Consider the following 24015-nt stretch of genomic DNA (forward strand, 5'->3'; position numbering starts at 1 on the left):
GCAGCTCCGGCGGCGCCGGTGGGAAAGGGCATGGGCATGGGTGACGAGCAGCACGACCAGCAGGCACCGAAGGCCCGGCTCGGGATAGCGGCCCGGGTGCTGAGCGCGCTGGTCATCGCGTACCGTCGTTGGATAAGCGCGGCATTGCCGGCGCGCTGCCGGTTCTACCCGTCATGTAGTGCGTATGCCCTCGAGGCCATCGCCACGCACGGCGCCCTGCGGGGGACCGGCCTCGCGACCTGGCGGTTGCTGCGCTGCCACCCGTTCCACCCCGGCGGGTACGATCCCGTGCCCCCACCCAAGAGCCACCGTCGTGCCGATGTGACTGGAGCCCCGAATTGAGTCTCGACTGGATCTACTGGGCGATCTCGTGGATCCTGCTGCGCTGGCATTCGCTGTGGGAAATGATCGGCGTCCCGGATGGCACCGTCCTGGGCACCAACTGGGCCTGGATTCTCGCGATCATCTTCCTGGTCGTCACCGTCCGGGTGATCCTCTTCCCGGTCTTCGTCAAGCAGATCAAGTCGCAGCGCGCGATGCAGGCGTTGCAGCCGCAGGTCAAGGCCCTCCAGGAGAAGCACAAGGGTGACCGGGAGACGCTCCAGAAAGAAATGATGGAGCTGTACCGGAAGGAGAAGGCCAATCCGCTCATGGGCTGCCTGCCCATGTTCCTGCAGATCCCGGTCTTCCTCGGTCTCTTCCACGTGCTCCGCCGCCTCGACCCGAGCAAGCTCAACAAGACGTTGTACGGCTGGACCGCCGAGCAGTTCGACAGCGCGGCGAGCGCGAAGCTCTTCACCGCGCCGATCGCCGGGCAGTTCGGCTCCTCGGCCGCGGAGCTGGAGCGCCTGGGCGCCAACGGCACGACGGTCAAGATCATTGCGGGTGTCCTCGTCCTCATCATGATGGGCACGACGTACCTCACCAGCCGCCAGATGATCCTCAAGACCGGCTGGGCCGAAGACCCGCAGCAGCGGATGATCCAGCGACTGATGCTCTACGGCATCCCGGCCTCGCTGCTCGTCTCCGGCGCGATCTTCCCGATCGGCGTGATCATCTACTGGGTCACCAACAACCTCTTCACCCTCGGCCAGCAGCAGTGGGTGCTCCGCAAGTACCCGCCGCCGGTCATCAACAACAAGGACGGCAAGGCCGTGCCCGGGCCGGGCGCGCGCAAGTCCACCGGCACCCAGCAGCCGCAGGACAAGCCGAGCCGGTTCAGCCGTTCCAAGGCCAATGGCGCCGTCCAGGACACCAAGCCGGCGGTCGACGGCAAGGCCCTCGCCCCGAAGCCCGGCGCGAAGCCGGTCAATCCCAAGAAGCGGAAGCCCGCGAAGCGCCAGGGTTGATGCGACCGGTGCCCGCCGGCTTCGGTCGGCGGGCACCGTGGGCGCTCCCCCGGCAGCCGCAAAGCCGCGCCGACAACAGACGTGCCCGTGGACGCAGGCAACACTCGCCCGCCGCGGGAAACCAGCGGACCGGAGACGGTCCAGCCGAACGAGTACGGAGATGAGACCGGTGACCGACACCAGCGTTCCCCAGACCGACCAGTCCCTCGACGACGAGTTGGACGCCAAGACTGAAGCGGTCGAGGACGGGGAGGACGACGACGCCAAGGAGGCGGACGCCGCCCCCAGCGACACGGATCTCTTCCGGCAGAGCGAGATCGCCGCGGACTACGTGGAGGGCCTGCTGGACATCCTCGACTACGACGGCGACATCGACGAGCTGGTCTCCGCCGGCCGGCCGGTCGTCGAGGTGGTCGGCGGGCGCCTGCAGCCGCTGGTCGGTCAGCGTGGCGCCACGCTGGAGGCGCTCCAGGAGCTGACCCGGTTGGCCGTCTTCCGGCAGACCGGCACCCCCAGCCGGCTGCTGCTCGACGTCGGTGGCTACCGGGCCAACCGGCGCAAGGAGCTCGCTGCGGTCGCCAAGAACGCCGTGGAGAAGGTGAAGGAGTACGGCGAGCCGGTGCGCCTGGAGGCGATGTCCGCGTTCGAGCGCAAGTGCGTGCACGACGTGGTCAACGCGCTCGCCGGCGTGGAGAGCGAGTCGGAGGGCGTGGAGCCCAACCGGCGCATCGTCGTACGCCCGGTCACCGACTAGCCACGTGTCTCACGATCACGAAACCGGCCCGGGTGGCTTGCCACCCGGGCCGCTGTCTGCCCCGGCCCGTGACCTCTTCGGCGACCGGCTCGACGTCGCTGTCGCCTACGCGGAGCTGCTCGCGACCGAAGGGGTCGTCCGCGGCCTCATCGGCCCGCGGGAAGCTCCCCGCATATGGGATCGCCACCTGCTCAACTGCGCCGCGGTAGCCGAGCTGATCCCGAAGGGGGCTTCTGTCGTAGACGTGGGGTCCGGTGCCGGTTTGCCCGGTATCGTGCTTGCTGTGGCCCGGCCCGACCTTATGGTCACCCTGGTCGAGCCACTGGCACGACGGACCGCCTTCCTGGCGGAGGTGGTGACGGAGCTCGACCTCGACCGGACCGTGGAAGTGGTCCGGGCGCGGGCCGAGGAGCTCGCCGGGAGGAGTCCCGCCGACATCGTCACCGCTCGGGCGGTCGCGCCACTCGATCGACTCGCAGGTTGGTGTCTACCCCTCGCCGCCATCGGTGGGCGGCTGCTCGCGCTCAAGGGCGCCTCGGCCGCCGACGAGGTTGCGGAACACCGTGACGCGGTCGGTCGGCTGGGCGGTGCCACGCCGGTCGTACGGCGATGCGGGGTCGGTCTCGTCGACCCGCCGACGACCGTCGTGGAGATCGTCCGGGAGCGCGCCGTCGGGCCGGCACGGTCAAAGGCATCGCGGGGGGCGAGCCGCCGGTCTACATCGGACGGTGGCGCCGCGCGTGGGGGTAGAGCGCGGAGGGGTTAGATGGTCGGGCGGCCGAGGACTGTTGGTGTCGGATGGCCGCCGGACGCGGTGCCAATTCTTGGTGGCGTGCTGAGGCGTGTATGCGGCTTTCTCCTGTATGTCGTACCGCCGAGTGACTCCAGTCAGGCTCATGTGTCGGACACCAATGGCCTCACGCGCCCATCGGCCGTAGGCTGGCCGCGCGTCGATAGTGTGGAACCGGCGTCGGCTTCAGTGCGGCAGCATCCCCCGCTGCCCCTCGGGCCGGACGCGTCGCCGGGGCATCTGGGCGCGAGTGCTGTTATGGCCGACCCATCCGAAGTGGACAGGGATGACACGGTGCAGGACAACGGTAGGTACGACGATTTGGGGTTGAGCCAACCCGGCGGCTACCGCGCGGGCGGTGCCGCCGTTTCACGTGGAACCGACTACGAAGGCTGGTCCGTCGGTCGGGGCGTTCCTGGGTACGGAGGTGCGCCAATGGCCGCACAGGGTGGGGTCGACCCACACGCCGTGCCACAGCCACGCGCCGGCAGCGGCTACGACCGCACCGCACGCCACGACGGCGTGCCGGGTCCGGCCACCGGGAGGTCAGCAGTGCCAGAGCGTTCGCCTCAGCCGCCAGCGGGTTACCCCACCGGCGCGCCCGACGACCCGCATCACCGCCCGGCCCCCACGCCGCGCCCGCAGCCATCCGCGCCGTCCTCGGCACCACCGGCCCAATCCCCTGCCGGTCCGCCTCCCGCCCGCGCGACCGCGTCGGTCAAGCCGGTCCCGGCTGCGTCGCCGTCGCCTTCTCCGGCGCCTTCTCCAGCGCAACAGGCCGACACGCCCACGCCGCCGACCAGCACTTACGGGGATGAAGGAGGGGTTGACGCGTACGTTTCACGTGAAACCCCATCACGTGAAGAGGATGATCCACCGTTGGCTATGGAGGCAATGCGCGCAGTCCAGATCCTGAATCCGAGTGGCGAGGTCACCATGCCGCGGCCCGCTCACCCCAGGATCATGTGCGTGGCAAACCAGAAGGGCGGCGTCGGTAAGACCACGACCACCGTGAACCTGGCCGTGGCGCTAGCCCTCCACGGCAATCGGGTGCTCGTGGTCGACCTCGACCCGCAGGGCAACGCCTCCACGGGGCTCAACGTGCCGCACCACGCGGGCATCCCCGACGTGTACGACTGCTTGATCGACAACGTGCCGCTGGCCGACGTTGCTCAGGCGGTCGAAGGCATCCCCAACCTCTGGTGCGTACCCGCGACGATCGACCTTGCCGGCGCCGAGATCGAGCTCGTCTCGGTCGTCGCCCGCGAGTCCCGGCTGTCCCGCGCGATCTCGGCGCACCCGGAAAAGTTCGACTACGTCTTCATCGACTGCCCGCCTTCGCTGGGCCTGCTGACGGTCAACGCGTTGGTCGCCGCCCAAGAGGTGCTGATCCCGATCCAGTGCGAGTACTACGCGCTTGAGGGCCTCAACCAGCTGATCAACAACATCAACCTCGTCAAGCAGCACCTGAACCCGACGCTCGACGTCTCGACGATCCTGCTGACCATGTACGACCGCCGCACCCGCCTGGCCGACGCCGTCGAGCAGGACGTGCGCAACCACTTCGGCGAGAAGGTGCTGCACGCGGTCATCCCGCGCAACGTCCGCGTGTCGGAGGCGCCCAGCTACGGCCAGTCGGTCATGACCTACGATCCCGGTTCGCGCGGTGCCACGAGCTACTTCGAGGCCGCTCAGGAGATCGCGGAGCGTGGGGTCAAACTGGGAGGAGCGGCGTGAGGCAGCCGTTCGGCGATGATCGGGAGAGTGGGGCATGAAGAACCGTCCGCGCGGCGGGCTCGGACGCGGCCTGGGGCCTTGATCCCCACCGCGCCCCCGCAGCCGTCGGGTGGCGAACCGGCGGCTGACGAGACCACGTCGCCACCCGACGTGGCTGAGGTGGCTGAGGTGGCTCCGGCCAGCGCCCCGCCGGCGCACGTGCCCCCCCTGAGCTCGCCGTCACTCCCGGCGCCACGAGCCACCTCGCCCCGGTGCCCGGCGCCCGCTTCGCCGAGATCCCGGTCGGCTCGATCGTGCCCAACCCGAAGCAGCCGCGGCACGTCTTCGACGAAGAGGCGATGGAGGAGCTCAAGACCTCGATCCAGGAGGTGGGCCTCCTCCAGCCGATCGTGGTGCGCGAGCTCGACGGCGAGAAGTACGAACTCGTCATGGGCGAGCGCCGCTGGCGAGCCGCCCAGGCGACCGGCCGCGACACGATCCCGGCCATCGTCCGCGACACCCGCGACGACGCAATGCTCCGGGACGCGCTCCTGGAAAACATCCACCGCGCCAACCTGAACCCGCTTGAAGAGGCGGCTGCGTACCAGCAGCTGCTGGAGGAGTTCGGGGCGACGCACGAGGAGCTGGCCAAGCGCATCGGCCGGAGCCGCCCGCAGATCTCGAACACCATCCGGCTCCTGAACCTGCCGGCACAGGTACAGCGGCGGGTGGCGGCAGGCGTGCTGTCCGCGGGCCACGCCCGGGCACTGCTCGGCCTCGAGGACGCCAGCGCCCAGGAAGACCTGGCTCTGCGCATCGTGGCCGAGGGCCTCTCGGTCCGCGCGACGGAGGAGCTCGTCGCCCTGGCCGTCGCCGAGGGCCCAGGACCCGAGGCGAAGCCGGCCAAGCGGCGGGTCAAGGCACACGCCCCCGCCCTGAGCGATCTGGCCGAACGCCTGTCCGACCGCTTCGACACCCGCGTGAAGGTCGACATCGGCCGCAGCAAGGGGAAGATCACGATCGAGTTCGCGACGGTCGACGACCTTGAGCGCATCGTCGGGATCATCGGCGTTGAGCGCACGGAGCAGCCTCCGGAGTAGGCCACTCCCCCGGCTTCTCGACGGCCGCGAACCCGGGCGGGTTCGCGGCCGTCGCCGTTTCACGTGAAACGCCGGCGGGCCGCGTGCGGCCGCGATCTTGCGGGGGTTGTGGCCGTCCTTGGGGCTGGGTCGGGCGCGGCGTGCGCCGGTGGCCGGAGCGGCCCTCTCGTCGGTGTCGGCGCGGTTCGTGGTTCGGGCCACCGGTGCTTTCGGGGAGGGACCGTTCCACGTGAACACTCGTCCCGGTCGGCCGGCGGCACGGAGCTCGTCGGAATGGCACTCGGGCGGGCATGGGTGCGGGCGACGGTTGGCGCCGCGCTTCGGTCTTGGCTTGGCTCGTTTCTGCGCCACCCGGAGTCTCGTGGCTGCGACCTTCCTATCGGGCGTGGTCTGACCCTCCGGTGTCGGCGTCTCTGCCCGCGCTTGTGAGTACCCCGCCGCCCGGCTGAGAAGCTCGGTGTGTGGCTGCGGACGGCTCGTCGGGACGACCAGTTGAACGCATCGGAACCACCTCGGCTCTCTTGGCCTGCGGCCGTTCGTCGGCAGGCGGTGGCCACGTTCTTCTGTGTGCCGGCAGCCTTCAGCTGTTGGTGACCCGGCCGGCAGGGTGGCCAGGTCTGGTGGCTACCGCCGCGACTCTCGGTCGCAGCAGGTCGCCAGCTTCAGCAAGCCCTACGGGTTCCCTGCGGTTGCTCAGTCGACCGAGCGACCGCGAGACCTCGCTGACGCGTTGCTACCGGCGCCCTGTGGACCGGATGGATCGTGGGACTCACGCTGCCGACGGGGCGGATCGTCCAGGCCCAGTCTGCTGGGCCGCCCACCGAAAGGTCCGGTGCCGTGCTTGGGTTGCCGGCGTGCACGTGCTCGCAGTAGGACGGGGTGGGATGTTCGACGGCGCGGGCCACGCCGCTGGCCCCGACCAACTCGGCGGCGTCGCGGCTCGTGCCAAACCTTGCGCCGGTTGGCCCGACGCACTGCCGCAGTCTTTGTCACTGAGCCGCCTCAGTGTCGCCGTGCGTCGGAGCCTTCCAAGAACACGTGGCTTCCGGTTTCCCGTGAAACATCGGCGGCGCGGCGCCTGTGGCCGCCGCTGTCTGAGCTTCGCGTTTCCGTGGTTCCGGTTCAGGTGTGTGCACGGCCTGTCGGCTCCTCTTAGTCAGTCGTCTCGGCAAGTCCGTCGACGGGAGCTTGATGTCTCGGCTCGTAACGGCGGTGTGGCCGCCGGCGGGGCCTCGCTGCGCGAGCGCCGCGGGGCGCATGTCCGAGCGGTGCGTTCTGCTCTGCGTTGACCTCAGCCCGACTGCCCCTGGTGATGCGGCCTCTCACGTAGGCCGCCGCACCGCACCCTGGAGAAAGATCAGTGCCCCAGGACGACGCCGGCAACCGTCCGGTCGGGAGGACGATCCACCGTCATGACGGCCGTTGGCAGATGGGTGGACGCAGTGGTCCAACGCCGACCGTGGTGCTGCAGCCCGTCCTCGTCGACGTTGTGGTCGTCCTCGGTTCGGCGGCCGCCGGCTCCGTGGCGGCGCCCGGTCACTCTCGGAGGAGCTTCGCCAGTTCCGAGCGCGCGACTGGCAACCACCATCTGCATTGGAACCCCCGTCTGTAGGCCCGCCCCGCACTGTGGAGCGCCTTCGCTCCTGGGAGGTCTCGGGCGTCGCGGGACCTCGACGCAAAGAGGTCTCGGCCGGACAGGCGACCACCGATCGCCTCGCTCGTCGGCCGGCTCGAAGCGGCCGGGTCGCAGCGACCGCCACCGAGGGCGCGGGTCTGCCTGGCGGACGTTGCGACCGTCCGGCGGGACTGGGAGTCGGATAGTCGCGCAACGAGTCCAAGTAAGTGGATCACCGTGTTTCCCGTGAAACATCGAGCAGTCGGCCGGCGAGTCCTAAAGCGACGAGGAGGATGCGTCCCCTCGCCGTAACTCCGGTCCGCCCGTGCCACCGGACAGCTGAGGCGTCGCCGCGTGGCCGACATCGCCCCGCCACTGAGGAATGCCCAGCGGAAGGCAGAACTGGCGGCCGCCCATGCGCATTGGACGGTGTCTCCCCATCCGGCATGCCGCCGAGATGATGGGACGTTCCACAGCCGCCGAGCTGGGTGCGAAACCACGGCAGCGTGGCATCTCCCGTCCAGTGGCGCGCCCGGCATCCTCCGGGAGCCAGGCGACAGTGGCGTGCTCGGTAGACAGAGCGGCGTGTCACCCATGTGGGTTGCCGGCCGAAGAAGGGCCGGCGCTACTGCTTCCCCAAGACGCCTACTCAAGTGAGGCGACCTGTTGGGCATCGCCGTCTGCGTCCGCCGCCGCCCGGACCGAGCCGACCCAACGACCGAGTTGGGTCGCGGAGTTGAGGCCGACGATCCTGCGGCAGGCGATTGGCAACGGCCGGTGCTTCGGCCGCCGGTTCGACTAACAGGATCTGTCGAGAGTGTCACAGTCGACGATGAGATCGCCGCGGGCGCGCTTCGCCGCGACCCCACCCTCGGCCAGGAACGCTTCGCGCCCAAGCCGCCGGGGCGAAGCGGCCTGACCGAGTGGGAACCGGCGACGTCGGTACATCACCGAGCTATGCGCCGGGCCGGCTAGTCGCCTTGCTGCTCGCAGCCCACCACGACGAGGCAGCAGAAAGGGGGAAGCCGAGGAAGCAGCCAGAACCTTCAAACTCGAAGGTCGCCGCACAGTCGACAGCGCCCCGTCACGGCCAGCCGCACGACAGCGAGTCGACGGATGCGGACGACAAGGGCGGCACAGCTACGACGGCAGCGCGGACGATCGCAGACCCGCGCGACACCACCGGCTCAGTCCGCTCGCCCAGACAATGTCCCGGCCAGGAGCCGATGGCCGTCTTAAGGCCGGCGACGATAGCCACAGCATCGTCCACTCACGAGCCGTGAACCTCGCGACGGGCATCTCGACCGCCTAGCCATCCCCGCCACGCTTCCCCCATCCGAGTGACGGCACGAGCCGCCGCCACCGCACGAGAAGCAAGCGGGCCACCGCGCCCAACCACCGGCTCCACTGCTGGCGAGCCCTCAACGAGCGGTTCCTGTTTCACGGGAAACGGCGAGGGTGACCACCGCCACCCAGCAGGCCCCCGTTTCACGTGAAACGACGGCGCTCACAATCCACAGAGGTTATCCACAGCTAGACCGGATTCGAGAGAAAGGGCCGGTCGGGGTGGGTGGTTGCCTGTGGACAGAGACGGTGGCGTCCGCCCGAAACGGGGAAGGACAGCGGTCCTGAACTCCGTTAGGGTCAGCCTCGTGCCAGACACAGCATCCCCCGTTCCTGACTTCACGAAGTGGCCCTCCTTCCCTTTCGAGGGCGACCTGCGGGTCAAGCAACTCGACGCACCGGTGGCAAAAGAGCCGGCGCGTAAGGGTGAGGACGCAGCCGACTGCAGCGCGTGCAGCGCACCCGACGAGGCGTACATCTGGGTCAGCGAGCGATGGCGTGTGCGCGCCATGGACCGGCCCACCGGACTGCCGATGGTGCTCATCCTGGAGTCCCGCTCGCACCTCGATCTGGGCGACCTGCCCAACCTGTTGGCGGCCGAGCTCGGCGTGATGACGGTGCGGCTGGAGCGCGCCGTCCGCTCGCTCGACGGCGTCGCGCGGGTCCACGTCAACCGGTGGGGTGACGGGTCGGCACATCTGCACATGTGGTTCCTGGCCCGGCCGTACGGGCGGCTGCAGCTGCGCGGCACCTTCCTGTCGCTGTGGGACGACATCCTTCCACCGATCCCCGAGTCGACTTGGCGGGAAAACCTGGCGCTTGTCGCGGCGTGGTTGGCGGAGTTCGGCGGCAGGCCGCTCGCCGAGCCGCCGCGGATCGAGTGGCAAGCGCCGTCGAGTCTGGTCCAGCAGGCAGAGGCGGAAGCAGCGAGTCTGGCGTTGCAGGCCGAGTCCGACGACACGTCCGTGGCGCTCATTGAGGCACCAGCCGACGAAGCCACCGACGACGCGGCGACCGACGACGCGACCGACGGCCCGGCGGCCAACGGAGCGACGACGGCGGGCAACACCACAACAGACCGCCCAACGCCCGGCAGCACAACGACAGACGGCGCCACCGCCCACACGGCGACTGCGCACACGCCAAAAGCAGGCGCGGCAACCACGCAGGCGGCACCTACGCAAGCGTCGACAGCAGGCGGGGCAGCAGCAGGCGGGGCAACAACAACAGCATTCGGGACAACAGCACCTGCGCCAGCAGCGGACCGAGCGACCACAATCGCGACCCCTGCCAACCAAGCACCGGCAGAAAACACAACCGCCGGACAAGCCGCGGCCGGCCCGCCGACGGCGCACGCACAAGGCGCGACAGCACACGCGGCACGAGCGGAAGAACGAAAAACCGCCATCCCCAGCCAGGCGAGCACCGCCACCCAAACTGCACCAGGAGCGGACGACGCCGAAGCCGCCACCGTCGACCTGGCTCGCCAAAACCCGGCCGCGCCCACTGTGCCAGCCGCCAGATCAGGCGACCAGACCACCGCCCAAGGCAGCAAGCCCGAACACCAAGGCGCGCCAACCTGACCCGAGCCCAAAGCACCCGAGCGGCGGCCACCGCACGAGGCAGCAAGCCCGAGCAGCCACCGCCCAAGGCACCAAGGCCGAGCACCAAGGAACCGCCGACCTGACCCCAAGCACCAAGCACACCCGCACGACCAAAAGACGCGCGAACCAAAAACGCGAACCAAAACAGAGCGCCCCCGCACCGGCGAACCGGTACGGGGGCGCTGCGGATTAAGGGCTCAACCGCCGCGGCGTGCGGCCCGCCCCACCAGCGTCGACAGCAGCTTGCCGAAGTCGAGGCCGGCGGCCTGTACCGCCAGTGGAAGCAGCGACGTCTCGGTCATGCCGGGTGAGACGTTCACCTCCAGGACATGAGGGCGGCCCTCCCGGTCGACGATCATGTCGACGCGGGAAAGGTCGCGCAGCCCCAGTGCCTCGTGTGCCGCGATCGCCGTGTCCGCCACCACGCCCGCCACCGCCGGGTCCAGTCGCGCGGGAGCGTGCCAGGTGGTGAGGCCGGCGGTGTAGCGAGCGGCATAGTCGTACACCCCGTTGCGCGGCACGATCTCGACGGCGGGCAGTGCCTGGGGCCCCTCGCCCTGGTCGATCACGGATACCGCCACGTCCATGCCGGCCACGTACCGCTCGACCAGCGCCGTCGAGTCGTACGCGAAACAACCCACCATCGCGGCCGGCAGTGCCGTCGCGTCCCGGACCACCGCGGCGCCCAGGCCCGATCCGCCCTGCGCGGGCTTGACCATCAGCGGCAGCCCCAGCCGCTCGGCGATCCGGTCGAGCACCGCCACGGCGCCCAGCTCCGAGAAGCGGTCGTGCGGCAGCGCCACCCAGTCCGGCGTGGGGATGCCGGCCTCGCGCAGCACCGCCTTCGCGGACGGCTTGTCCCACGCGAGGCGGGCGGAACGCGCGTCGCAGCCCACATAGGGCACGTCGCACAGGTCGAGCACGCCGCGCAGGGAGCCGTCCTCCCCGGTCGCGCCGTGCAGTGCGATCACGACGGCGTCGGGTGGATCGGCCTGCACGGCGGGCAGCAGCGATACGTCAGCGTCGCGCAGGTCCGCCTCGATGCCGGCGCCGCGCAGCGCGTCGAGCACGCGGCGCCCGGACTTGAGGGATACGTCCCGCTCATACGAGAGGCCGCCGGCGAGGACGAGGACGCGAAGGTCCGTATTCATGCCTCAGATCATGCCAAGCCGGGGTCAGGGGCGTCGGCCGCGGCCTGCCCCCGCCGGCGCGCGGCGAGCCCGCTCACCGCGCCGAACACCTGCCGCATCGCCAACTCCTGCTCCATCACGCCAGCGAGCCGGCGCACGCCCTCGCGGATGCGCTCGGGCGGCGGGAACGAGAAGTTGAGCCGCATGTGCCCCGCACCCGTGCCGTCGGCGTAGAAGCCGGTGCCCGGCACGTACGCCACGCGGGCGGCGATTGCCCGCGGCATCATCGCCTTCGCGTCGAGGCCCTCGGGGAGGGTCGCCCACACGAAGAGGCCACCCTTCGGCTCGGTCCAGGTGGTGCCGGCCGGCATGAGGTCCGCGAGGCCGGCCAGCAGCGCGTCGCGCCGCTCCCGGTAGATCTCCCGGTACGTCTTCAGCTGCTCGCGCCACGGCATGGTCGCGAGGTACGTGGTGACGGCCGCCTGCGCGTACGCACTCGGGCACAGGATCTGCGCCTCGCTGGCGATGACGAGCTTTTCCCGCACCGCGTGGGGGGCGAGGATCCAGCCCACCCGCATGCCCGGCGCGAACGTCTTCGAAAACGTGCTCAGGTAGAAAACCCCGTCGCGGCGGCGGGAGCGCAGCGGCGCGGGCGCGTCGCCGTCGAAGCTCAACTGCCCGTACGGGTCGTCCTCCACCACCAGCAGCCCCGCACGCTCGCAGATGTCGAGCACCCGCTCGCGCCGCTCCTCGGTCAGCGTCACGCCGGCCGGGTTTTGGAAAGTGGGAATCGTGTACAGGAACTTCGCCCGCCGCCCCGACCGCGCGACCTCGGCGATCGCCTGCTCCAGCGCCTCGGGCAGGATGCCGTCGTCGTCCATCGGCACGTGCACGACCTGCGCCTGCGCGGCCTGGAAGACGCCGAGGGCCCCCACATACGTCGGGCCCTCGGCGAGCACGACATCGCCCGGGTCGAGGAAGATGCGGGCCACCAGGTCGAGCGCCTGCTGCCCGCCGACGGTCACCACCACGTCTTCGGGGGATGCGCCGCAGCCGACGTCGATGCCGGAGAGCGCCATCACCTCACAGATCCGCTCGCGCAGCTCGAGCGTGCCCTGACCGATCCCGTACTGCAGGGTGGTGGGGCCGTGGTCGGCGGCGAGCTTGCCGAGCATCTCCCCCACCGCGTCGAGCGGGAGAGCGGCCACGTAGGGAGCACCACCGGCGAGCGAGACGACTTCCGGCCTGCTGGCCACGGCGAAGAGGGCACGGATCTCCGATGCCGTCATGCCGCGGACCCGTCGGGCGTAGCGATCGGTATAGTCGTCAAGCGTCGTGCCGGTCATGACTCACCTGCCTCTGGCGGGAGGATTCGATCAGAAGGGGCGCAGCGACAGTGCTGGCCGATCGATCGTAATCCCGAGACTCAATCCACGCCTCTAGTTACCCCCGACCGGTTCCACATTGCGGGCCTCCGAGTGGCGTGTTGCCCGACCTCTCCCCTGACGCGAAGTTCCGGCGTACGATCTGCTGTCGGGGGCAAGGAGGCGGCGCGTGGCTGCAATCGATTCGATGAGGATCTGGCAATGTCGCGACGCTTGGTCAGTCTGACGCTCGACACGCTCGAGGACCTTCCACGCCCATGCCGCGCATGCGTGTTCTGGGAGCTGGACCCGGTGGCCGCCGAGCGCGCCTGCGCCGCCGGTGACCCCGGCCTCGAAAAAGAAGCGTGGGTATCCCAGACGCTGCTGGAGTGGGGCTCCTGCGGCAAGTTGGCGTACGTGGACGGAATGCCCGCCGGCTTCGTCATGTACGCGCCGCCGGCCTACGTGCCCCGCTCGATGGCGTTTCCCACCTCGCCGGTCTCGGCCGACGCGGCGCTGCTGATGACCGCGCACATCGTCACGGCGTTCGCCGGCGGCGGTCTGGGGCGCATGCTCGTCCAGGGCGTCGCCCGCGATCTCACCAAGCGCGGCATCAAGGCGATCGAGGCGTTCGGCGACGCGAAGTACGGCGAGTCCGGCGACGGAGAAGACGGCTGCCTCGCGCCGGCCGACTTCTTCCTGTCGGTGGGCTTCAAGACGGTGCGACCGCACCCGCGCTTTCCGAGGCTGCGGCTGGAGCTGCGCACCGCGCTGTCGTGGAAGTCCGACGTGGAGTACGCGCTGGAGAAGCTGCTCGGGTCGATGAGCCCGGAAAGCCTCCTGCGTCCGGTCCGCCCGGCTACACGCTCTTTGCCCGGTTAAATCCGGGCAAAGGCTCAGGACACCGCCGCTGCCCGCAGCTGCCGCACGTCGATCGACCCGGTCGGCACATCGGCCTCCATCGGGAAGTACATGCGCTGGACCGCGGCCACGACCGCCTCCGCCACGCGGTCGCGGAAGCCCGGGTCGATCAGGCGCTCCCGGTCGGCGGGCGACGTCAGGTAGCCCACGTCGACGCGCACAGCCGGCATGCGGGTCAGCCGCAGCAGCTCCCACGTCTTCGGCTGGGTCTGGCAGTTGAGCAGGCCGGTGCGCTTGACGATCTCGCGCAGCACGAGGCCGGCCAACCGCTCCCCCACAGTGGAGGTCACGCCGTTACCCGTGCCGTAGTGGAACGCCGCGACGCCCTCGGCCTCCGGGTTGGCGTGGCCGTCGATGTGCAGCGAGATGAAGAGGTCGCCGCCCAGCTCGTTGGCCAGGTCCGCGCGGGCGAGATCGCTCAACGCCGGCCCGCCGCCAGGACCTCGGGTCAGGTGCACCCGCATGCCGGCCGCCGCCAACCGCCCCTCCAGCCGCGCCGCCATGTCGAACGCCAGGTCGGCCTCGGTCCACCGCAGAGGCCCGTCCGGCACGACGATGCCGGGGTCGGAGCCGCCGTGGCCGGGGTCGATGACGATGACCTTTCCGATCAGGTTGGGCCCCGAGCGGCGGAAAGCCTCCGCCTCGCGCAGCCACTGCGGCCGGCCGCCCACCACCTTGCGACCGAGCCGCTTCAGCGCGTGCATTGTCTGCGGCCCGCACGCCCCGTCGGGCTGCAGGCCCACCTCACGCTGGAACTGCGCCACCGACCGCGCGGTGTTGGGACCGAAGATGCCGTCGGCGCGACCCACGTCGTATCCCATCTCCAACAGTCGCTCCTGGAGTGCGCGGACGTCCTCGCCGACGAGCGGCTCGGGCATCGCGTGGTAGAGCGCCCGCGCGCCCAGTCGCCAGCGGGCGGCGTCCAGCGCGCGCCACGTCTCGTCGCCGACCTCGCCGTCCACGGACAGGCCGCGGGTCTGCTGGAAGCTGCGGACGGCGCGCTCGGTGCCGCCGTCGTACTCGTCGCTGCCGCCACTCAGGAGGTCGAGCTCGGCGAGGATTTGGTTGATCTCAATGACCGCTGGGCCGCGGTCGCCACGCCGGATCGGACGCACGGAGGACCTCCTCGGTGAGAACGCTTCAGGAGCCTATCCCGCCCCGCGTTACCCCGCGGCCGGACAGCGGTAACGACAAACAGCGTCCCAGGACGGCGCAAATAAAATCGGGGCACCCTCCAGAAGAGAGCGCCCCGACACAATTGCCTGTTACAGCGCGGCCTCGATGAGCTTGACCAGGTCGCCCTTCGGGCGGGCACCGGCCACCGACTGCACCGGCTGGCCGCCCTTGAAGACGGTCAGCGTGGGCACCGACATGACCCGGTACGCGCGCGCGGTCTCGGGGTTTTCGTCAATGTTCACCTTGACGATCCGCACCTTGTCGCCCATCTCGTTGGCGATCTCTTCGAGCAGCGGCGAGACCTTCTTGCACGGCGCGCACCATTCGGCCCAGAAGTCCACCAGGACGGGCGTCTCAGACTGCAGCACGTCGCTGGTGAAACTGGCGTCGGTGACCGCCTTGGTTGATCCCACGAAGACCCTCCTGAACTCAGACTTCCAGTGATGCGATGAACCGCTCGGCGTCCAGCGCGGCGGCACAGCCCGTGCCGGCAGCGGTGATGGCCTGGCGGTAGGTGTGGTCGACCAGGTCACCCGCGGCGAAGACGCCGGGCACGCTGGTGTGTGTGGTGGGGGCGTCCACCACGACGTACCCACTCTCGTCGAGCTCCACCTGGTCGCGGAAGAGCTCGCTGCGCGGGTCGTGACCGATCGCGACGAACACACCCGTCACGTCGAGCACTTTGCTCTCACCGGTGTGCACGTTGCGCAGGCGCACGCCGGCTACCTTGCCGTCGTCTCCGAGAACCTCTTCGACGACCGAGTTCCACTCGACGCGGATCTTCGGGTTGGCGAGCGCCCGGTCAGCCATGATCTTGCTGGCCCGGAACTCGTCCCGGCGGTGGATGATGGTCACCGTCTCCGCGAACTTGGTCAGGAACGTGGCCTCCTCCATCGCGGAGTCGCCACCGCCCACGACCACGATGTGCTGGCCGCGGAAGAAGAAGCCGTCACACGTGGCACAGGAGGAGACGCCGTGGCCGAGCAGCTCCTGCTCGCCAGGGACGCCCAGCGGCCGCCACGCGGATCCGGTCGTGAGGATGACCGCCTTCGCCTGGTACACCGTCTCGCCGACGTACACCTTCTGGAGCGCCGCCGAGCCGAGCCCGCCGGTGTCGACGAGCTCCACGCGGGTCACGTCGTCCGTGAGGAACTCGGCGCCGAACCGCTCGGCCTGCTTGCGCATCGAGTCCATCAGCTCGGGACCCATGATGCCGTCGGGAAAGCCCGGGAAGTTTTCCACGTCGGTGGTCGTCATCAGCGCGCCACCGGACTGTGCGCCTTCGATGACGAGTGGCTTGAGGCTGGCACGCGCGGCGTAGACCGCGGCGGTGTAGCCGGCCGGCCCCGAGCCGATGATGATCAGATTGCGGACCTCGTCCACTGCCGACTCCCGTAATGTTGTTTGCGCAGGGGAAAACCCATCGCGCGGCGCGATGATTCCCGACCCCTTGTCCGGGTGGGTCAGCTCACCTTATCTGCGCGCTGCCGCGGGTGTCCGCGCCCTGCCTGGCCACGCCACAGTCCGGACCTGACGCCCATATCCACCGTGCCCCGGAACCATCGGTGAAAAACACGATCGCGGCGGGTGACCCCTCAAAGGTCGCCAAGTCCACCGTCTCGACGTCGGTGATGCCCGTCGGGTGCGCGCTCGCTATCGCGTCGATGCAGGCGGCCAGCGCGGTCGGGTTTCGCAACCTGTCGAGCGCAGGTGGCGCCCCCAGGTCGACCTTCGGCTGGTCCTGCTCTTGGTGGGGGGCGACCGAGGTGCTGGCCAACGCCCTCGCGGCGCCTGGCGTCCCCGCGCTCGCAAAGGTCGTGGCGCGGTAGTCGACGCCACTCGCCACCAGCGGGATCGCGCCACCCGCGTAGGGAGCCATCTCCGGGCCGAGCTGTGCGTCGTCGCGGGCGGACGCGGGTGCCTCCGCGGCGGTGCCGGCAGTGTCGGCGCCGCCGTCCGCATCCCCGCCGCCGGCCTGGCTCAGCCCGAAACCGGCAAGCGCCGCGACACCAGCGGCAACAGCCGCCGGACCGGCCCACCCGGGCATGCGGCGCCGCCGCCGAGACGCGGTCCGCGCCGGTCCAGCTTGATCATTTGGTACGAGCGACAAGACTGGACGGTGCGGCTCCTGCTCCAGGGCCGTGGCGATCCGGTCGGCCACCTCGGCCGGCATCGGCTCCGCCGACTCACCCCAGGTCGCGAGGCTGGTGCTCACGCTCCCGGTCGCCTCGACAAGCGCGGCGTGCGCCTCGGTCCACACGGGCTCCTCGGCGACGCGCCGGGCTACGACCGCCTCCTCGGGCGTACCGTCCAGCGCACCGCCGACGTAGTCGGCGAGCAGGTCGAAATCGACCTCGCTGAACTCCTGCCCGGTCACTTCTCTTCCTCCACGCTCGCGGTGCGCGCCTGCGCCGTACTGGTTCGGACGCGGTCGCCGGACCGCGGGTTCCCACCGCGGCCGCGAAGGTGACCCAGCACAACTGCCAGTTTGGCCCGGCCACGTGCGCACCGGCTCTTGACCGTGCCTTCCGCCACGCCGAGGATCACGGCCACCTCGGCGACCGGATAGCCCTGCACGTCGACGAGGATCAGCGCCGCCCGCTGCTCCTCCGGCAGCTGGCTGAGCGCCTCCCGCACGTCGAGCGCGGTGTCGTGGTCGACCAAGGGCGCCGCCGGCTCCACCGCGACAGGGCGGTCGTGCTCGGTACGGGAGCCGTCCGGCAGCGGGACGGTGGGGTGCGCCTGGCGCCGGCGGGCACGGTCGAGGCAGGCGTTTACCACGATGCGGTGCAGCCAGGTGGTGACCGCCGAGTCGCCACGGAAGCGCGCCGCCGCACGGTGCGCCGACAGCAGGGCGTCCTGCAGCGCGTCGGCTGCTTCCTCCCGGTCGGCGAGCGTACGCAGCGCCACGGCCCACAGCCGGTCGCGATGCCGGTGGAACAGCTCGGCGAACGCGTACCGATCGCCGTCGACGTGGGCGCGCAGCAGCTCGTCGTCGCTACGCGAGCTGTCGGTCACGGCTGCACACTAGCTCAGCCCGGCGACCACGATTTCCTGCACGCCGACCTTGAACGGCCACTGACTGTCACCTGTACGAGGCATCTCGGTGATGAAGAAGAGCAGGTACTGGTACTTCTGGTCCGGGTCGAAGTCGGTGAAGCTCATCTTCGTCGCGTCGAACGCCTCGAAGGGGTCGCCCACGCGCTTGAACGAGGAAACCACCTGCTTGTCGCCCGCCGCGCTGCTGCCAGGGTCGCTCCCGCCGGCCTTGAGCTCGGCGGATGCCCCACCGTTGGAGAGCGTCACGTGCACGGCGCTGACCGTGCGGGGCTCGCCGAGGTCGATGAGGATGCCCATGCCCGTCTTGAGGTTGCCGAACTTTGAGGACTTGTAACCGTTGGGCTCCCAGCCGGTGTTTTCGTTGCCGTCGACGACAGCGTCGGCGCCCTCCAGCTCGTTGCGCTGGCCGTCCGACGGGTCGACGATGCGCACCTGGTTGGCGCTGATCGCGAAGTTTTTCGGCTGCCCGCTGACCGCGCCGCCGGTGGCGGGGTCGTTGCCAGAGGTGGCCGGTGCGTTTGACGGCGGGGACGCCGTGTCGTCGGAGTCGCCGTTGCCACCCAGCGCGCTGATCCCGAAGAGCAGGCCGGCGACCGCGATGGCGAGGAGCCCCGCGACACCTGCGGCGATCTTGCGAAGCGTCGCTCGCTGGGGCTCTGGACGCACACCGCCCGGCTCGACCGTCGCGGCGACGTCGCGAGGGCCGGACAGGAACCGCAGCGGCCCGGCCTCCTCGTAATACGGCTCGTCGGCGGCGCTGTCGAGCCGGCCCAGCTCGGCCGCCAGCACGTCGGCGGCCGGCAGCGCGAGGCGGCTGTCGAGCAGGTCCATGGTGAGGTCGTCGAGGTACGCCGGGACACCCGCGCGGATCTGGCGGGGCGCGGCAACCGCGCCGCTCGCGTCGCGCACCGCGTCGGGGAGGTTGGAGCGGCCGGCCTCGGCGTGCGGCCAGTGGCCGGTGAGCGCGAAGTAGAGGACGCCACCGATAGCCCGAACGTCGGTGTCTTGCGTGTCGGCGTTGTCGGCTCGCGCGTCGGCGAGCACGACGCGGCCGTCGTCACCGATCAGGACCGTGCCGGGGTGGATGTTGCCGTGGACCATGCCGGTCGCGTGCATCGCGGCGACCGCCTCGGCGACCGCGTGCGCCACAGTGGTGGTGCGGGTCGGGTCGAGCGGCTCCTCGGCCACGATCTCGCGCAGCGACTCGCCGTCGACCCACTCGCGCACGACATAGGCCCGGTCGGCCTCGTCGATCGCGTCGTAGACACCGACGAGGCTTGGGTGGATCACGCGGCTCGCGGCGACCGCGGCCTGCAGCATCTCCATCGCGGAGTCGCCGCCGGGATAGCGCAGCACGACCGCGACCGGGCGCCGGAGCACAACGTCGACACCCCGCCAGACCTGCCGGCCGGCGCTGTCGTTGTTGATGTGCTCCGCCAGCTCGTACCTCTCGGCCAGAATCTCACCGAGGGTGGGCGCACCGAAGGTCATGACCTGAGGCGCGCTCTCGCTCGCCTCCTGACCTTCGCCGACCTGGGTCACCCCGTCCTCCCTCGGTGATCGTGTCGATCAGTGGACCCGCACGCTGTCTTGCGATCTGACCGCTTTTGCCGGCGCCGGCATCCCGGCGGCAGGCACAACTCATAGCGTAGGCGCTACCCGCACCCGACGAGTGCGACCTTACCTGGGTCATGCGACCTCTCGACACGTCATCTTGGCGTGGCAACCGGCCTGATGCGAGTCGTCGAGTCGGGCTTGACCGCTAAGTTGCAATCGTCCCGCTTTGAAGCGTCCTGCAAATAGTGCCTTATAGGTACGCTTTTGCCATGTCTGATCTTGCGGGACAGGTGCGCGACGGGTACGCCTTCGACGGGCCGGCCCTGGACCTTGGCGCGCTCGTAGTGGACGGTCGTGGCGATCCCGGCGCGAAGGTGCGCATCCCGCTCGGCATGCTCAACCGGCACGGCTTGGTGGCGGGCGCCACAGGCACCGGCAAGACCAAGACCCTCCAGGTGATGGCCGAGCAGCTCAGCGCCGCCGGCGTGCCCGTTTTTCTCGCCGACATCAAGGGCGACGTCTCGGGCATGTCGGTCGCCGGTACCGCTAACGAGAAGATCACCGCCAGGGCCGCCGAGATCGGGCAGGACTGGCAGCCGGTGGCGTACCCGGTCGAGTTCTACGCGCTGGGCGGGCATGGAACGGGTATCCCGGTGCGGGCGACGATCACCTCGTTCGGCCCGGTGCTTCTGTCCAAGGTGCTCGGGCTTTCGGACGTACAGTCGTCGTCCCTGAACCTGATCTTCCACTTCGCCGACGCGAACGGATTGCCGCTGCTGGACATCAAGGACCTGCGGTCCGTCATCCAGTACCTGGTCTCCGACGAGGGAGCCGAACAACTGCGGTCGCTCGGCGGGCTCTCCAAGCAGACTGCGGGAGTCCTGCTGCGTGAGCTGGTGGCGTTTTCCGACGCGGGCGCGGACGACTTCTTCGGCGAACCCGAGTTCGACACCGCCGACCTGATGCGGACGGCACCCGACGGGCGGGGTGTGGCCTCGATCCTGGAGCTGCCCGGCGTTGTGGCACAGCCGGCGCTCTTCTCCTCTTTTCTTATGTGGCTGCTCGCCGACCTCTTCCAGGACCTGCCTGAGGTCGGCGACGTCGACAAGCCGAAGCTGGTGTTCTTCTTCGACGAGGCGCACCTTCTCTTCAAGGACGCGTCCAAGGACTTCCTGGAGTCGATCACGCAGACGGTGCGGCTGATCCGCTCCAAGGGGGTTGGCGTCTTCTTCGTGACCCAGACGCCCAAGGACGTGCACCCTGACGTGCTCGCCCAGCTGGGCAACCGGGTGCAGCACGCGCTCCGGGCGTACACGCCGGACGACGCAAAGGCACTCAAGGCGACCGCCTCGACGTTCCCCCGCTCGGCGTACGACCTGGAGGAGGTGCTCACCCAGCTCGGCACCGGTGAGGCGATCGTGACCGTGCTGTCGGAGAACGGTGCGCCGACACCGGTCGCCTGGACCCGCCTCTGCGCACCCCGCTCGCTGATGGGCGCCGCCGACGCCGCGGCGATGACGGCGGCCGTGAAGGGCTCGTCGCTGTACCCGAAGTACGCCGAGCCGGTCGACCGGGAGTCCGCGTACGAGAAGCTGGCCGCCCGCGTGGCACCGCCGTCCACAGGCAGTTATCCACAGGGCTCAACCGCGCCCGACGCTCCTCCCGCACAGAGTTATCCACAGGGCGACAAGCCACCGAAGGCGCAAAAGGACGAGCCCAACATGGTCGAGAAGGTGCTCGGCTCCACCGCCACGAAGTCGTTCGTCCGAGCCGCCGCCACAGCCGCCGGCGCCGCAATAGCCCGACAGATCTTCGGCACCGCCAAACGCCGCCGCCGCTAGCCGCACTCCGCGCGCCGCCAGCCGCCAGCAGGCTGATCAACCGCGAGCAGTGCGGCAGGGCGGCAGCGGCGCGGGGCTAGCGGCGGATCTTGCGGCGCACCAGCGCGAACACGCTGTTGATCTCGGAGACCTTCAGGCCCAGCGCGATGGCTATATAAGTGCCGACGATCGCCACGCCGCCTACCGCCAGCTGGAGCAGCGACTCGGGCTTGCTGGGTGTCCAGCCGCCGGGCAGCACGTACATCACGGCGAGGCCGACCACTGTCGCGCCGACGGCGGCCACGCCGACCTTGACGAACGTGACAAGGATTCCGCCCAGCCCGATCGCCCCGATCCGGCGGTGCATCAGCCAGGCGGTGATCAGGCCCGAGGCGGCGAACGACAGCGCGTTGGCGAACATCAGCCCCGGCGCCGCGAACGCCGCCGAGAAGAGCGCGAACACGATCAGCTGCACGAGGATCCGCAGGCCCACCACCGGAAGGTTGACCAGCGCGGCGGCCTTCGTCTCCTGCCGCGCGTACAGCCCGACCGTGAAGAGCTGGCTGATCGAGAAGGGCACCAGCGCGACCGCGGTCGCGACGAGCACCACCGCGGTCTCGGTCGCGTCCTCCTGCGTGTAGGCACCGCTGCGGAACAGTGCCACGGAGATCGGCGCGGCCAGCACCGCGTAGCAGATCGCGACCGGCGTCAGGACGGCCGTGATCATGCGGGTGCCGCGGGCGAGGTCGGCGGCCATGTCCCCATGCCGATGGTCGGCCGCCGCCGAGCTCATCCGCGGGGTGAGGGCCGTGATGATGGAGACGCCGATGATGCCGTGCGCCATGTACATCAAAAGGAAGACGTTGTTGTAGATGGCTGGACCGGCGGCGTCCTCCTCCCCGGCGCGGTTGAGGAGGTTGATAGCGACCGCCTGGCCGATCTGGGTGACCACGACGTAGCAGAGCGCCCAGCCACCGATCCGGCCGAGCTCGCGAAGGCCGAGTGCGCGGAAGTCGAAGCGCCACTTCCAGCGGTAGCCCACCTTGCGCAGCGCGGGCAGCAGGCCGACGCTCTGGATCACGACGCCGAGCAGCGTGCCGCCGCCGAGAAGGAGTATCTGACCGGTGGTCATCTGCTCGGGCCGCAGCGCCTCGGCGCCGTAAATGATCATGTACACGATGCCGGTCGCGATCACGACCAGGTTGTTGAGGATCGGCGTGAACATCGGCGTCGCGAAGTGGCCGCGCGTGTTCAGCACCGCGGTGAGGATGCCGGAGACACCGATGAAGAAGATCATCGGAAGCATCAGGTACGAGAGCTTCGTGACCAGGTCCTGGAAGGCCTCGCTGGACTTATCGCTCGTGTAGAGCACGGTCAACACCGACGCTGTCGCCGTCACGAGCACCGCGGCGCCGCCGAGCACCAGCACGGTGAGGGTCACGAGCCGCTGGGTGTACGCCTCGCCGCGATCCGCGTCAGCCTTCCGCCGCCGGACCAGCACCGGGATGATCGTGCTGCTCAGCAGCGCGCCGAGCAGCAGCTCGTACACGATGCCGGGCAGGACCTGCGCGGTCGTGTACGCGTTGTTGATCGCGCCGCCGCCGAGCGCGGCGGCAAGGATCACCGTGCGGAGGAAGCCGGTGCCGCGGCTGACCAGGCTTCCGACCGCCATGATCGCGCTGTTGCTCGCCGCGCTCCCCTGCTCGACCTCGACGGCCGGCTCGAGATCGGGAGAGGACTCGAGGCCGGGGGCGGGGTGCATGCCGGGCGGCATCGCCTGGGTGGAAATCAGCACGGCACCATCCGGGTACTGCTGGTGTGCGCTGTGCCCCGCGTTGGCACTCTTATAGAGGCCGCCGCCCATCTCAACCCCGCTTCTGATCGCTGCCGTCCCGAGGCAAGGGTACGGGCACTCCGCCCGCCAGGACGTCCACGACCCAGGCGGCTTCGGCGGGTGCGACCGGGTCGGCGAGCGCGTCGAGGAGGGTGGGGTGATCGCACCCGGCCGACTCCAGCGCGTCGAGCAGTGCGGCCCTGTCACCGACCCGGGCGAGCGCGCGAACCCGCTCGGTGCACCACGGCTCGGCGGCCAGCCGCGCCACCCGCAGCCGCGCCAGCCGTACCAGCTCCGCCAGGCCGTCAAAGGGAAAGACGTCGCTTCCCGCGTACCGCAACGTGCCCGCCACACCCTCACCCGGCACGCCGAGGTAGTCGGTCACCTGGTCCTCGGTCAGCACCCGCGGCGAGTACGCGAAAAGCGGCTCCTGCTCGTCCGGCGGCACCGGCACCCGGAGCGACCGCAGCGCGGTGCCGAGCAGGTCGCGTACCGCCGCGGCGTCGTCCTCGGGCGTGATCGGCGCAAACCGGCACAGCAGCGCGACCGGCAGCCCGGGGTGCGGCAGCGACGGGTCGTCGAGCGCCACCACTCGGCCCACAAGGTCCAGCTCGGGCCAGAGCAGGCCGTGCGGGTGCCACCGCGAGCGGTCGTCCCACGCCATCGGTATCGGCTCGGGGCTCACCGGTGTGCGCAGGCCGAGCGCGTACGTGCCGTACTGCCGGTCGAGGTCCAGCACCAGCGCGTAGCCGCCGGCGATCGGGAACGTCGCGCGCAGCTCCGCGGGGTCCGGATCGGGGTCAGCGGGGGCGCGGAAGAAGTAGTCGGCCCAGAACGCCGGATCGTGACTGAGCGTCCGCAGGGCATCGGGTACCGGCACG

The 24015-nt window shown here is 70.0% G+C and carries 17 protein-coding genes and 2 pseudogenes; 9 read left to right on the forward strand and 10 right to left on the reverse strand.

The window, feature by feature from the left end; translation table 11 throughout:
- The first annotated feature begins 36 nt into the window (after positions 1-36).
- The 7 genes and pseudogenes from yidD to Phou_RS55550 all read left to right on the forward strand — a co-directional run.
- Entirely contained in the window at positions 37-342 is a 306-nt protein-coding gene (yidD, locus tag Phou_RS19655; protein WP_173057357.1) for a membrane protein insertion efficiency factor YidD, read from the forward strand.
- Positions 339-1349: a membrane protein insertase YidC gene (yidC, locus tag Phou_RS19660; protein WP_173057358.1), complete on the forward strand. Its 1011-nt coding sequence runs from the start codon at positions 339-341 to the stop codon at positions 1347-1349. Before yidD ends, yidC begins: the two co-directional genes overlap by 4 nt.
- 160 nt (positions 1350-1509) lie before the next feature.
- The gene (locus Phou_RS19665; RefSeq protein WP_173057359.1) at positions 1510-2103 is read left to right on the forward strand and encodes a Jag family protein; all 594 of its coding nucleotides are present in this window, start codon (positions 1510-1512) and stop codon (positions 2101-2103) included.
- A 4-nt stretch (positions 2104-2107) separates the two neighbouring features.
- Positions 2108-2869, forward strand: coding sequence for a 16S rRNA (guanine(527)-N(7))-methyltransferase RsmG (rsmG, locus tag Phou_RS19670; RefSeq protein WP_371872145.1), 762 nt, complete (start codon positions 2108-2110; stop codon positions 2867-2869).
- A gap of 459 nt (positions 2870-3328) precedes the next feature.
- Positions 3329-4630 (forward strand): ParA family protein, encoded by a 1302-nt coding sequence (locus Phou_RS54995; RefSeq protein WP_371872146.1) that lies wholly within the window; start codon positions 3329-3331, stop codon positions 4628-4630.
- 34 nt (positions 4631-4664) lie between these two features.
- Positions 4665-5709, forward strand: a pseudogene (locus tag Phou_RS19680) (ParB/RepB/Spo0J family partition protein).
- A gap of 3267 nt (positions 5710-8976) precedes the next feature.
- Positions 8977-9846, forward strand: a pseudogene (locus tag Phou_RS55550) (hypothetical protein); the annotation flags it as partial.
- A gap of 623 nt (positions 9847-10469) precedes the next feature.
- Here Phou_RS55550 and Phou_RS19690 read toward each other — a convergent pair.
- Complete coding sequence (locus Phou_RS19690) at positions 10470-11423, reverse strand: D-alanine--D-alanine ligase family protein (protein WP_173057362.1); 954 nt, start codon at positions 11421-11423, stop codon at positions 10470-10472.
- An 8-nt stretch (positions 11424-11431) separates the two neighbouring features.
- A complete protein-coding gene (locus Phou_RS19695; protein ID WP_173057363.1) occupies positions 11432-12748 on the reverse strand; it encodes an aminotransferase-like domain-containing protein in 1317 nt (438 codons plus the stop codon).
- 240 nt (positions 12749-12988) lie between these two features.
- On the opposite strand from Phou_RS19695, the gene Phou_RS19700 reads away from it, so the two are divergent.
- Entirely contained in the window at positions 12989-13648 is a 660-nt protein-coding gene (locus Phou_RS19700; protein WP_173057364.1) for a GNAT family N-acetyltransferase, read from the forward strand.
- Positions 13649-13662: 14 nt separating this feature from the next.
- Here the strand turns inward: Phou_RS19700 and Phou_RS19705 are convergent, their stop codons facing one another.
- The 6 genes from Phou_RS19705 to Phou_RS19730 all read right to left on the reverse strand — a co-directional run bounded on the left by Phou_RS19705 (position 13663) and on the right by Phou_RS19730 (position 19465).
- A complete protein-coding gene (locus Phou_RS19705) occupies positions 13663-14802 on the reverse strand; it encodes an N-acetylmuramoyl-L-alanine amidase (protein WP_173057365.1) in 1140 nt (379 codons plus the stop codon).
- Positions 14803-14952: 150 nt separating this feature from the next.
- Complete coding sequence (gene trxA / locus Phou_RS19710) at positions 14953-15276, reverse strand: thioredoxin (RefSeq protein WP_173057366.1); 324 nt, start codon at positions 15274-15276, stop codon at positions 14953-14955.
- A gap of 16 nt (positions 15277-15292) precedes the next feature.
- Positions 15293-16246, reverse strand: a complete 954-nt coding sequence (gene trxB / locus Phou_RS19715) for a thioredoxin-disulfide reductase (protein ID WP_173057367.1) — start codon at positions 16244-16246, stop codon at positions 15293-15295.
- 85 nt (positions 16247-16331) lie between these two features.
- On the reverse strand, positions 16332-17240 hold the full coding sequence (locus Phou_RS19720; RefSeq protein WP_173057368.1) for an RsmA family anti-sigma factor: 909 nt from the start codon (positions 17238-17240) through the stop codon (positions 16332-16334).
- Entirely contained in the window at positions 17237-17881 is a 645-nt protein-coding gene (sigM, locus tag Phou_RS19725) for an RNA polymerase sigma factor SigM (protein ID WP_173057369.1), read from the reverse strand. Before sigM ends, Phou_RS19720 begins: the two co-directional genes overlap by 4 nt.
- Before the next feature lie 9 nt (positions 17882-17890).
- Entirely contained in the window at positions 17891-19465 is a 1575-nt protein-coding gene (locus tag Phou_RS19730; RefSeq protein WP_173057370.1) for a protein kinase family protein, read from the reverse strand.
- Positions 19466-19749: 284 nt separating this feature from the next.
- On the opposite strand from Phou_RS19730, the gene Phou_RS19735 reads away from it, so the two are divergent.
- A complete protein-coding gene (locus Phou_RS19735; protein WP_173057371.1) occupies positions 19750-21321 on the forward strand; it encodes a helicase HerA-like domain-containing protein in 1572 nt (523 codons plus the stop codon).
- Between the two features lie 76 nt (positions 21322-21397).
- Here Phou_RS19735 and murJ read toward each other — a convergent pair whose 3' ends face one another.
- Positions 21398-23164 carry a murein biosynthesis integral membrane protein MurJ gene (gene murJ / locus Phou_RS19740; protein ID WP_173057372.1) on the reverse strand — a complete coding sequence of 589 codons (1767 nt, stop codon included), beginning with the start codon at positions 23162-23164 and terminating at the stop codon, positions 21398-21400.
- A 1-nt stretch (position 23165) separates the two neighbouring features.
- Positions 23166-24014, reverse strand: a complete 849-nt coding sequence (locus tag Phou_RS19745) for a hypothetical protein (protein ID WP_246273626.1) — start codon at positions 24012-24014, stop codon at positions 23166-23168.
- Position 24015 lies beyond the last annotated feature (1 nt).

The sequence above is a fragment of the Phytohabitans houttuyneae genome (assembly GCF_011764425.1).
GTDB lineage: Bacteria > Actinomycetota > Actinomycetes > Mycobacteriales > Micromonosporaceae > Phytohabitans > Phytohabitans houttuyneae.

Coding starts and splice junctions, on each gene's coding strand:
- yidD (WP_173057357.1), top strand. CDS start 37: ATGGGTGACGAGCAGCACGACCAGCAGGCACCGAAGGCCCGGCTCGGG.
- Phou_RS19665 (WP_173057359.1), top strand. CDS start 1,510: ATGAGACCGGTGACCGACACCAGCGTTCCCCAGACCGACCAGTCCCTC.
- Phou_RS54995 (WP_371872146.1), top strand. CDS start 3,329: ATGGCCGCACAGGGTGGGGTCGACCCACACGCCGTGCCACAGCCACGC.
- Phou_RS19690 (WP_173057362.1), bottom strand. CDS start 11,423: ATGAATACGGACCTTCGCGTCCTCGTCCTCGCCGGCGGCCTCTCGTAT.
- Phou_RS19695 (WP_173057363.1), bottom strand. CDS start 12,748: ATGACCGGCACGACGCTTGACGACTATACCGATCGCTACGCCCGACGG.
- Phou_RS19700 (WP_173057364.1), top strand. CDS start 12,989: ATGTCGCGACGCTTGGTCAGTCTGACGCTCGACACGCTCGAGGACCTT.
- Phou_RS19735 (WP_173057371.1), top strand. CDS start 19,750: ATGTCTGATCTTGCGGGACAGGTGCGCGACGGGTACGCCTTCGACGGG.
- murJ (WP_173057372.1), bottom strand. CDS start 23,164: ATGGGCGGCGGCCTCTATAAGAGTGCCAACGCGGGGCACAGCGCACAC.